Below are 11061 nucleotides of genomic sequence, written 5' to 3' on the forward strand. Positions count from 1 at the left end.
TCCCGAAGTTTATTGCAGCCGCGATCCGAAATCGTCGTCCCTTACTCTGGCCAACACCATTTCGGTAATGGCGATCAAAGTTTCAGCGCGCGTCTTCAAATCCGGAGCTTCCAGAAGGGCCTGCTTTTCAGCCGGACCGAAAGGCGACATAATGGAGAGTGCATTGACGAGGGTTTCATTGTTTGCCCGCGCAATACTGTCCCAATCCGCTTCCAGATTGTGCGCTTCCAGATAATCGCGGAATGCGCCCAACAAGGCATCGCGATCTATATCCGACGAATCCCGCGCTTCCTCTAGATCGGCCAGAAACGGCATAATCCGGCATTGCCGATAAGGCTGACGGCAATTGATTTCCTCGCGCACGCGAAACCGGCAGATGCCCTGCAGGGTAATCAGCAGGCGACCATCGCCAGTTTCGGCAAAGGTCGTGATGCGACCAAGACAACCGACGTTGCTTAGCTGGGGGCGAAGGCTTTCATCCAGCTCGTCCACCGTGTCGTCATCATCACCATCGATTTTCGGCTGGATCATGCCGATTATGCGCTTGCCCGCCAAAGCATTCTCGATCATTGCCAGATAGCGGGGTTCGAAAATATTGAGCGGAAGCTGACCGCCCGGCAGAAGCAGCGCCCCTTTCAATGGGAAAACCGGCACGGTTTCGGGTATATCGGCGCCCGTTCTGTAACGGGCATTGCCCACCTGCATTGCGACCTCCCTTTAGGACACACGGAAAGTGCGCCCTAACAGTTGGAATCCGCATGGCGCGCAATACACAACTTGCCCGCCACGCACCCGACCGCTCGCGGTCAGGAAAACAAAAGCGATGACAGCTTGCGCCGCGCACCCAGCGTCGCCGGATCGGCATTGCCCCATGCTTCGAAAAACTGGAGCAACTGTTTGCGCGCGCCGTCGTCGTTCCACTCGCGGTCGGCCTTCATGATGAAAAGCAGTTCATTGGCTGCATCTTCACGCCGGCCCTGCGCATTACGCACCTGCGCGAGGTCGAAGCGGGCCTGATAATCCTTTGGATCAGCCTGAATGCGCTTTTCAAGTTCAACCGGATCGCCGATGAGCTTGACCTGATCAGCCAGCGCAAGACGGGCTTCAAGCGCCCGAACGGCAGGCGCGCTTTGCTGTTCAGCCGGTAGCTGGGCCAGAATTTCTCGCGCCTTTTCTGCATCACCGGATTCAAGAAGACAGGTCGCCAGACCGACCACCGCATCGACATTATCTGGAACGGCTTGAAGGATGGACGAGAAAATCTCCGATGCCTGAACGAAATCACCGGCTTCAACCAGCTCGTTCGCAGCCGTGATGGCTTCGGAAAGCGCCGCTTCCGCATCGCTCGGCCCGCCGATCTTGGCGATGAATTCCTTCACTTTCGATTCCGGTACAGCGCCCATGAAACCATCAACCGGCTGGCCATTCACGAAAGCGATGACCGCCGGAATGGACTGAATTCCAAGCTGGCCTGCGATGGCCGGATGGTCGTCGATATTCATCTTGACCAGTTTGACAGCGCCGCCAGCGTCGCGGACCGCCTTTTCAATGATCGGGGTCAACTGCTTGCAAGGTCCGCACCACGGCGCCCAGAAATCCACCAGCACCGGCTGATTGCGAGATTCGGTGATAACATCTGCCTGAAAACTTGCCGTCGTCGTGTCCTTGACGAGATCCGCTCCTCCAGCAGCCGCTGGTGTCGAACCGAAAGAGACATTCGCCGTCATCTGGCCGCCTGCACCGGCATAAGGATTGTTCTGGCTGGTCATAAGGAATTCCTTCGTATATTCCGCTCGATGCGACAGTCCGCATACAAGCCGATGTCGATCTTTCAATTCGTATCTTCGACGATCGATTTCAAGACGAACGATCTAGCAATTTGCGCAGTAATCTAGCGCTCCCGCGTCCCACATCAATCACCAATTGCTGTGCGTGAAAAAGTAGCCTGTTTCGAAAATCAGTTTATACCGAAGCGTCCGCCTTCGCACCCTCGGAAACGGCGAGAACACGCGGTTCGTGTCCGGTGGACTTCAGGAAGGCGATGAGGTCTTCACGTTTGATCGAAGTCGTGGCTTCATTGGTCAATGGATGCCCGTTAATGACATCATATTTCATCAAATCTGTATCCAGAACGACCTGCACATTATGCGCGGTATCGTTGACCGCGCCAAACACTGTGACGGAGCCGGGGATCACGCCAAGATATTCCATCAGCTTTTCCGGCTTGCCGAATGAAACACGGCTTGCCGCGCCTATCACTTGATGAATCGATTTCAGGTCAACTACGGCATCCTCCTCGACTGTAACCAGAAAGAAATTGTCTTTCTTGTCTTTCAGGAAGAGATTCTTCGTATGACCGCCGGGAATGTGACCCCGCAGATTTTGGGAATCCGCGACCGTGAACAATGGAGAGTGTTCGACCGTTTTCGCTTCTATACCGAGTTTCTCAAGATAATCGTGAAGCTCGTTCGGCGACAAAGGCATGATTCCACCCCATTTTTTCAGCATCAAATATATAGCGCACGTCACCGCGCTCCTCACGTTTAACGACATGCAACAGCGCTTATAGACCATGGCTGCAGGCTTAGAAACCATGCAAAGCAAATTGGATTGTTCATACGGAACGCAACGGCCTGAATCGCACCGATGCCGCCTGATTCCATTGTTTGGTGTGGACGCATTTCTCTCGTTACGACAAGAAATCGAAGGCGGAAACATGGATCGTCATCTCGAAAAATACAACGTTTCCATATGATTAACGCATGCTCAGCAGCGAATTTCGCCGAAATGACATTTTCCTGTAATTTCCCTGTTGCAATCTACGGAGCGTTAGTTCATATAGCGCCTGCCTGACGGAAACGACTGGCGCGAGCGGGTGTAGCTCAGGGGTAGAGCACAACCTTGCCAAGGTTGGGGTCGAGGGTTCGAATCCCTTCGCCCGCTCCAGTTTTCCGATCAGATAGGCAACAAAATCCCGGCTTTGTCCGGGATTTTTGCTTTTCAGGCATTCACTCCTCAGCAAAGAGCCAGAGTTCGCCAAGGCGGTTATCGCAAGGTCGCGAGCTCAGCCGACTTGAGATCGATCGTCGGCTGAGCCTTGGCTTGCGGATAACCGAGGGCGCTCACGTCACCACTTTTTCTTCATAAGCCTTTTTAACCCCTGGAACACAGAGACAGACAGGCACGATCAACACGGCAATAAGCAGCATCGCCACAAACGTCGAGTGCAGCGCATACTGAAGCACCAACCGAAGCTCTTGCCTGTCAACCAACATCTCCGCACCATTCAGAAGGTCGCGAAGTTGTTCTGATGTAATCGCTTCACCGTGATTGGCGTTCGCGAGGCTGTAGGTCAGTATAGCTCCGAGAACAGCAGCTCCGAGTGTGCTGCCCAAATTGCGCGAGAAGACATTCGATGCCGTAGCACTCCCGCGTTCCGACCAGCTTACGCTATCCTGGGTGAGGATCAGCGCCCCGATGTTGAGTAGCCCCATGCCAAATCCCATGATCAGCGAACCGGCTCCGGCCTGCGTAGCTGAACTAGACGGGGTAAGCATGACAAGCAGAACCGTTCCAAGCGGAATGCAAATACTTCCAGCAATCATGATCGGGCGCAGTCCGAAACGCGTAAACTGCCGCGAAGCAATCGTTGCTCCGCACGGCCAACCCAGCAGCAGCATGGTCAAGGCAAAGCCTGCAACCACCGGGGAACGATCAAGAACCGTCTGCACATACATCGGCAGGAATGTCGTTAGCCCCATGATCGACATGCTGGCCAGAAACACCGCCAGATTGGAAAGTGCTATCGGGCGCTTCAGCCAGAGGTCTGGCGCAACCATAGGCTCCTTCGCGCGACGCTCCTGCCAGATGAAGGCAATCAGCGAAAGACCGAAGAGAACCGCTGCTACAATTCCTTCTGGCGAAATCCCGCTCTCCATCAGGGTAAGGGCTATCATTAACGAGGATATGGAGACGGCGAAAAGTGCTGCACCAAACACATCTACTGATACCGGCTTGGACCGCTTCTCTTCATGCAGGAAGAGAAGAAAGCCCGATGCCGCCAGAATACCGACCGGCACATTGATCCAGAACACCCACGCCCAGCTCAAATTGTGAATTATCAGGCTGCCAAGCAACGGACCGACAACGGCTGATAATGCCCACACGCTGGCAAGATATCCTTGAACCTTGCTGCGCTGCGCCCCCGGGAAAAGGTCCGCTACCACGGTCATGGCGGCAGGTTGGATCGCCCCTGCCCCGATACCCTGCAATAGCCGAAAAACAATCATCGAAGGCATCGACCAAGCGAAACCAGCAAGTACTGAAGCGGCCAGGAACAGAACAATACCAAAAATAAGAACCGGCTTGCGACCATAGATATCTGCAAGTTTACCAAACACCACGGTCGTCGCGGTCTGGGTCAAAAGGAATGACGAGAAAACCCAGGAATACAGATTGAGCTGGCCCAGTTGCGCTGCGATCTGCGGCATTGCGGTCGACACAATCGTTGCCTCGACGGCGATCATGGCCATGCTTGCCATGATCGCGGCGACAACAAGCCCGCGATGAGAATGTTTTTCTGTCATGGATGGCTTTCAGACCAGAGCTGGCCGTCATTGAGGGAAAACTTGGCGCTTCCGACCTGTTTTTAGACCTGCTCGACCACCATCGCAATACCTTAACCGCCGCCCGAATACACATTGTTGCTATCTCGCTTGAGCCAGGCAGTCGCAAAGCTTGGCATGTACACTCGCTTCAGATGCTTCTGGCGTAGGGCCAAAAGCATTTCGCGTTCAGTTTGCATCATTGCAATGCCCTGTCTGCTTGTTTTTACGCGCAACTTATTCGAAAAACGCTTCGCACTTTTCTCGATGCGCTCTTACCCCTTGGAGAATGACCATGACAAACAACGCAGCCCCCTATTTTCTAGAGGATACGGACGAAAGCGAGATTTCTTCCGATGTCGCAGGCATCGGCAATTTTCTGGTAACCACCCATGTGCCCGTCCGGGCAGATGGCTCCATGGAAACCGGTGACATAACGGCCCAAAGCGAATGCACGCTGAACAGCCTCAAAACATCGCTCGAAAAGGCCGGCAGCAGTCTGGCAAATGTCATTCACCTGACAATCTACCTGACGGACATCAATGAACGCCCTGCCTTCAACGAAGTTTACCTGCACTTTTTCAAAAAGCCATTTCCTGTTCGTTGCGCCGTGGGCGTTGCCGGGCTCGCGACTCCAGAGATGCGGGTCGAAGTCACAGCGATGGCAGTACGCAATCAATAGTTGCGACACCGACAGTCAGACGGCTTGGTTCGTCACATCGGGGCCTCATGCAAAGGGCCCCGAACTCAAGCAGACTTCAATCCACATTCTGCTCGAATAGCATACCATCATGCGTTAATTTCATGACCCGCCCCTTCGGCCAGCCTAGCCGTCACTTCCGCGTTTATGCAATGCTCCTGCATCAAACCAGAGGAGGGGTTCGATAAAATGAAAAAAATCATAACAATATTGGGGATCGCAGGCGCCATTCTGGCTACCGGGTTCTCTGCTCATGCGGGAGAGACGCTGGATCGCGTCATGGAAAAAAAGGCCGTGGTTGTAGCTACTAATCCAGGCTGGCCACCTCAAAGCTTTCTGGATGACTCCAATAAGCTGGTAGGCTTCGACGTCGACGTGGCCAATGAGATCGGCAAGCGCCTTGGGGTCGCAGTGTCCTTCGAAACGCCTGACTGGGCAACATTGACAGGTGGGCGTTGGCAGGGACGTTATGATGTCGGCGTCGGATCAGTTACCCCCACCAAAGCGCGCGCCAACGTAATCGATTTTGCTGGTGTCTACTACTACAGCCCCTATGTCTATGTCGTTCATAAGGACAGCGAAGCAAAATCTGTCGCTGACCTTAAGGGCAAAGTCATCGGTGTCGAGACCGCAACCACCTCGGAAGACTTTGCTCGTCGGCAGCTAGAAATCGACGCACCTGGCCTCCCCCCTATTGAGTACAAGCTCGAACCAGGCGAAATCCGCACCTATGCGGATTCCATGTTGCCGTTCGACGATCTGAGACTGGGGGACGGTGTTCGTGTCGACGCAATCATCGCTCCGGAGCAGACGGCACAGAACGCCATCAAAAATGGATATCCCGTGAAGATCATTGAGGGCGAGTATGCTTTCCGTGAGCCGCTCGTCGTCATCGCCGAAAAGAATGATCCAGAATGGACAGCCAAGATCGGCGAAATCATCAAGCAGATGAAGTCTGACGGTACTTTGGCAAGCCTCACCTCGAAGTGGTACGGCAAGGACTACAGCGCCGACTAATATTATTCTTACGTCAGTATCGAAATGAGCCATCCCTCCGATGGCTCATACGATATGCTTTTTCTGGTGTTACGATGACTTATCCCGTCACATATTACAGTCATACCAAGGCGGACGACTTCGTACGCCCGACGCTTGAACGCGAATTGACAGCAGATGTCGTAGTGATTGGCGGCGGGCTGGCTGGATTATCAGCCGCGTTGCAGATGTCGCGGGCGGGCAAGAAAGTTGTTGTTCTGGAAGCCGAAAGCATTGGTTTCGGCGCATCTGGACGCAATGGCGGGTTTGTCAGCCCCGGTTTTGCAACGGGTGGCGACACCATTGCTGCCCGCACCGGTGATACTGTCGCCAGAACGCTTCATGAAATGTCGATTGAGGGCGTCGAGTTCGTTCGGCAGAACATAGACACGCTAAAGATCGGGGAAGCCCAACTTTCTCCCGGCATTATGAGCGTTCGCCGATATGACGATGGTGACAGCCTGAAACACTATGCCGATGAGCTCTATCGCAACTATGGCTACAAGATCGAGTTTCATACGACAACAGAAACGCGCAGCATCCTGAATTCAAAGCGCTACTTCCAGTCGGTCCGCGATCCCAACGCCTTTCACATCCATCCGTTGAACTATTTGCGGGCACTCGGTCGCGAGATAGAGCGGCTTGACGGACAGATATTCGAGCATAGCCGTGTCGTCCAAGTGTTCGACCACAGCGATGGCAAGCTTATAAAAACGGCCCATGGACAAGTCAAAGCAGGCGCCGTGCTGATCACCACAGGTGGTTACACTGACGGTCTGATCGGACAGATCAAGCGGGCATATCTACCGATCGCAACTTATGTGATGGTCAGCGAAGAGGCATCTGAACTGATTGCATCGGCGATCCGCACCACATCCGCGATTGGTGATAACCGTCGGGCCGGTGACTATTACCGCGTGATCGATGGCGGTCGGAGACTTTTATGGGGCGGGCGCATCACGACGAGAGCTGCCGATACACCGGGCGTAGTGCGCGAGTTGCGCAAAGAAATGGTCGGAACATATCCCCAGCTGGCTTCACTGAAGACAGAACTGGCCTGGTCGGGCCTGATGTCCTACGCCAGACACCTGATGCCCCAGATCGGTCAAATCGATCATGCCACCTGGTACTGCACGGCTTTTGGTGGCCACGGGCTGAACACGACTGCCATCGGCGGCAAGGTCGTCGCCGAAGCTATTTGCGGACAAAGTGACCGTTATAAACTCTTCGAAAAATTCGGCCTTGTCTGGGCTGGAGGTGCTGCTGGCCTTGCAGCCGCTCAACTAACCTATTGGAAATTGCAGATGCAGGATTGGCTTGCGGAGCGAAAGGCAAGCTGACAGGGAGAGAACATGCTTGGGAGGTTTTTTCTAACAAGGCCGGAGGCCGCTAAACGTACTGTTCAGGTAGCGTTTTTTGTTATCCTGACAGCATTCTTCTGTTTCCTGAATGTCCGGTTTTCCGGCATCACAAACTGGTTGGGCATAGATCCGAAAGTCGCGAAGGCAGGCTTCACCAAATCGACATTGCTCTCCGCCATTCTGCTTAGTCTTATCATCTTCGCCAATTGGAGCTTTCTGCGACTTTTTCCTCGCTGGGCACAGATCATAGCAATATGGCTGGAACTGTTCCTGCTGCTGATGATCTTCTTCTATTCATTCGATCTCTCATTTGAATTCATAGCCCGAAAGATTGGGTTTCTGATCAGCCAGGGTGTCGTCACGACGCTTTATATTTCCGCAGCCTCGATTTTTTTCGCAACCATTCTGGCACTGATCGGCGCAGTGGCCAAACTTTCAAAGAACGGTCTTATCTACGGCTTGGCGACCTTCTACACCTCGCTCTTCCGCGGTCTGCCGTTGTTGATGCAGATCTATATTATCTATCTTGGACTGCCGCAGGTAGGCTACGTCATCGGACCTATCCCCGCTGGCATCCTGGCGCTATCCCTGTGTTACGGTGCCTATATGACGGAGATCTTTCGCGCAGGAATTGAGAGCATCCCGCGCGGGCAGCAGGAGGGGGCGGCTGCGCTGGGTCTGGGGCCTTCCCAAACGATGTGGCTTGTCATTCTTCCTCAGGCCATGCGCATTATCATCCCACCGACTGGCAACCAGTTTATCGCGATGCTCAAAGACTCGTCACTTGTCTCCGTCATCGGCGTATGGGAGCTCATGTATCTTGCCCGCACGCAAGGCCAAACCGAGTTCCGGCACATCGAAATGCTCATCACCGCATCGATGATCTACTGGGCCCTGTCCATCGTGCTGGAATACGGTCAGGCTAAACTCGAAGCTCGCTTCAAACGTTCTCTCGCGCGTTGAGAGCAGCAGAAAATCCAATTTTCGTTCTGTCACCCCGAAACGGGGTGACATTCCTTTAAGCGATAAGCAGAGCGACCATGGACAAGCGCCACGAAATTCTGTTCGAGCCAATCAAGATTGGCCCCGTCACGACAAAGAACCGCTTCTATCAGGTCCCGCACTGCAGCGGCATGGGACACCGCTATCCTGAACATGATCTGCGATTGCGTGAGATGAAAGCCGAAGGCGGCTGGGGCGTGGTTTCCACACAGGAAACGGAAATCCATCCCACGTCGGATATCACGCCTTCCAATCAAGGTCGCATATGGGACGACAAAGATGCCGACCGTCTTCAAAAACTGACCGATGCCGTTCACCAGCATGGAAGCCTCGCCGCAATACAGCTTGTGCATAACGGCATCCACGTCTCCAATCGCTTGACCAGACTACCGCCTCTCGGCCCCATGGACATGATAGTCGATGTGGAAGATCCGGTTCAGGCAAGAGCCATGGACAAGACCGATATTGCCCGGTTTCGCAAGTGGCATCGCGATGCCGCGCTTCGCGCTAAACGAGCTGGTTTTGATATTATCTATGTTTATGCAGGGCACGATATGACCCTGCTGCAGCATTTTCTACTGAAGCGTTACAATAGCCGCACGGACGAATATGGCGGGTCGTTCGAAAACCGCCTGCGCTTGTTTCGCGAGGTGCTGGCAGATACCCGCGACGCCGTCGGTGATAAGTGCGCGATTGCCGTGCGTTTTGCAGTCGAAGAATTTCTCGGGGACCAGGGCATCCAGCACAACGGCGAAGGACGAGACGTAATTGCAGCGCTCGCCGAAGAACCTGACCTCTGGGATGTCAACCTGTCCGGCTGGTCCAATGACAGCCAGACATCCCGCTTCTCGCAGGAAGGCTTTCAGGAGCCTTATATCTCGTTTGTAAAATCATTCACCAGCAAACCCGTTGTAGGTGTTGGGCGTTACACTTCACCGGACACCATGGTACAGGCAATCCGGTTGGGCGTTCTGGATCTTATCGGTGCCGCTCGCCCTTCAATCGCCGATCCATTTTTGCCGGAAAAAATCCGGAGCGGCCGTTTCGATGACATTCGCGAATGCATCGGCTGCAATATATGCACTGCCAGTGACAACATTGTTGCGCCGCTACGATGCACGCAGAACCCGACGATCGGCGAAGAAGCACGCAAGGGGTGGCACCCAGAGAGGGTCAGCAGGCTGCAGACTGCCGAGAAAATTCTGGTCGTCGGCGGTGGGCCGGCTGGCCTTGAAGCGGCCCGTGTCATGGCGGAGCGCGGTGCAGAAGTCATCGTAGCCGAAAAGCATACCTATTGGGGTGGACGCGTGACGGAGGAAGCAGCCCTTCCCGGCCTGGCAAGCTGGGCGCGTGTTCGAGACTGGCGCATGACGCAATTGCAGCGCGCGAATAATGTGGAGATGTATCTCGACAGTCATCTGGATACCGATGAAATCCTGACTTACGGAATTCCGCACGTGGTACTGGCTACCGGCGCTCGTTGGCGAACGGACGCAGTCGGTCGCTCTCACAGGAAAACTCTGGAAACACTGGGAGGACGAACCCTCAGCGTCGATACCATTCTGAGAAACAAGGCGTCACTGGACGAGTGCCCCGGACCGATAGTGATATTCGATGACGATCGCTATTATCTCGGCTCTGTTCTGGCCGAACTGGCCATCAGTCATGGCATTGACACGACAATTGTAACGCCGGCCCCAATCGTGGCTCCCTGGACGGAGCACACGCTCGAACAATCCAAAATTCAGACGCGGTTGATCGAGCAAAGCGTCAAGATAATTCCATTGCATAAGCTCGCAAGGCATACATCTGACAGTCTGGCGGTTGAGTGCGTTTATTCCGGCAAGGAAACCGAAATCCCATGTGGTACGTTGGTACCAGTAACCAGCCGCTATCCGAACAATATGTTGTCAGCGGCGTTAGAAGCCCGCAGGGATGAATGGCAAGACGCAGGTATCAAATCTGTTACGGCAATCGGTGACTGTTACGCGCCGTCGATCATTGCTGCTGCGGTCTATAGTGGCCATTATTACGCCCGTAATTTTAACGCATCAGCCTCAGAAAATATGGATCCTTACAGATAAACGCTTGTCGGTTCGACCAGCTTCCAAGGTATTGCTTTAACGGATTCATTCCTCCCCCTTCAGGTTCTGAGGCGAAGGATGAAAGTGAGACCTCGCGAGGTCTTTGCGGTTGTGTTGGATTTTGTTCAAAAAAGCCCACCTGAGGCGGGTTGATTTGGTTGCGGGGGCAGGATTTGAACCTGCGGCCTTCAGGTTATGAGCCTGACGAGCTACCGGGCTGCTCCACCCCGCGCCATTGTTTTTATGATGAACCGGTTGGGTATTTTTGCGCGTAT

General features: G+C 54.1%; 9 protein-coding genes and 2 tRNA genes. 6 read left to right on the forward strand and 5 right to left on the reverse strand.

All coding sequences use genetic code 11. The features are described from left to right. Positions 1-9 precede the first annotated feature (9 nt). The 3 genes from ACYSN1_RS17050 to ACYSN1_RS17060 all read right to left on the reverse strand — a co-directional run bounded on the left by ACYSN1_RS17050 (position 10) and on the right by ACYSN1_RS17060 (position 2484). On the reverse strand, positions 10-705 hold the full coding sequence (locus ACYSN1_RS17050; protein WP_461726780.1) for an LON peptidase substrate-binding domain-containing protein: 696 nt from the start codon (positions 703-705) through the stop codon (positions 10-12). A 101-nt stretch (positions 706-806) separates the two neighbouring features. Further along, complete coding sequence (gene trxA / locus ACYSN1_RS17055) at positions 807-1769, reverse strand: thioredoxin (protein WP_461726781.1); 963 nt, start codon at positions 1767-1769, stop codon at positions 807-809. 193 nt (positions 1770-1962) lie between these two features. After that, positions 1963-2484 carry a prolyl-tRNA synthetase associated domain-containing protein gene (locus ACYSN1_RS17060; protein WP_461726782.1) on the reverse strand — a complete coding sequence of 174 codons (522 nt, stop codon included), beginning with the start codon at positions 2482-2484 and terminating at the stop codon, positions 1963-1965. Between the two features lie 387 nt (positions 2485-2871). Between ACYSN1_RS17060 and ACYSN1_RS17065 the strand changes: the two genes are divergently transcribed. Beyond that, positions 2872-2946, forward strand: a tRNA-Gly gene (locus ACYSN1_RS17065). A 176-nt stretch (positions 2947-3122) separates the two neighbouring features. Here the strand turns inward: ACYSN1_RS17065 and ACYSN1_RS17070 are convergent. Further along, entirely contained in the window at positions 3123-4586 is a 1464-nt protein-coding gene (locus tag ACYSN1_RS17070) for an MDR family MFS transporter (protein ID WP_461726783.1), read from the reverse strand. Between the two features lie 313 nt (positions 4587-4899). On the opposite strand from ACYSN1_RS17070, the gene ACYSN1_RS17075 reads away from it, so the two are divergent. The 5 genes from ACYSN1_RS17075 (at position 4900) to ACYSN1_RS17095 (ending at position 10786) form a co-directional block, all read left to right on the forward strand. Continuing rightward, the gene (locus tag ACYSN1_RS17075) at positions 4900-5286 is read left to right on the forward strand and encodes a RidA family protein (protein WP_461726784.1); all 387 of its coding nucleotides are present in this window, start codon (positions 4900-4902) and stop codon (positions 5284-5286) included. Between the two features lie 207 nt (positions 5287-5493). Continuing rightward, positions 5494-6321 carry a transporter substrate-binding domain-containing protein gene (locus tag ACYSN1_RS17080; protein ID WP_461726785.1) on the forward strand — a complete coding sequence of 276 codons (828 nt, stop codon included), beginning with the start codon at positions 5494-5496 and terminating at the stop codon, positions 6319-6321. A gap of 74 nt (positions 6322-6395) precedes the next feature. Continuing rightward, a complete protein-coding gene (locus ACYSN1_RS17085; protein ID WP_461726786.1) occupies positions 6396-7679 on the forward strand; it encodes an NAD(P)/FAD-dependent oxidoreductase in 1284 nt (427 codons plus the stop codon). Positions 7680-7691: 12 nt separating this feature from the next. Next, positions 7692-8663, forward strand: a complete 972-nt coding sequence (locus ACYSN1_RS17090; RefSeq protein ID WP_461726787.1) for an amino acid ABC transporter permease — start codon at positions 7692-7694, stop codon at positions 8661-8663. A 77-nt stretch (positions 8664-8740) separates the two neighbouring features. Further along, on the forward strand, positions 8741-10786 hold the full coding sequence (locus ACYSN1_RS17095) for an oxidoreductase (RefSeq protein ID WP_461726788.1): 2046 nt from the start codon (positions 8741-8743) through the stop codon (positions 10784-10786). 155 nt (positions 10787-10941) lie between these two features. On the opposite strand, the gene ACYSN1_RS17100 is transcribed toward ACYSN1_RS17095, so the two are convergent. Then, a tRNA-Met gene (locus ACYSN1_RS17100) sits at positions 10942-11018 on the reverse strand. Positions 11019-11061: the final 43 nt, after the last annotated feature.

It is taken from the genome of Brucella sp. LJL56 (assembly GCF_054871705.1).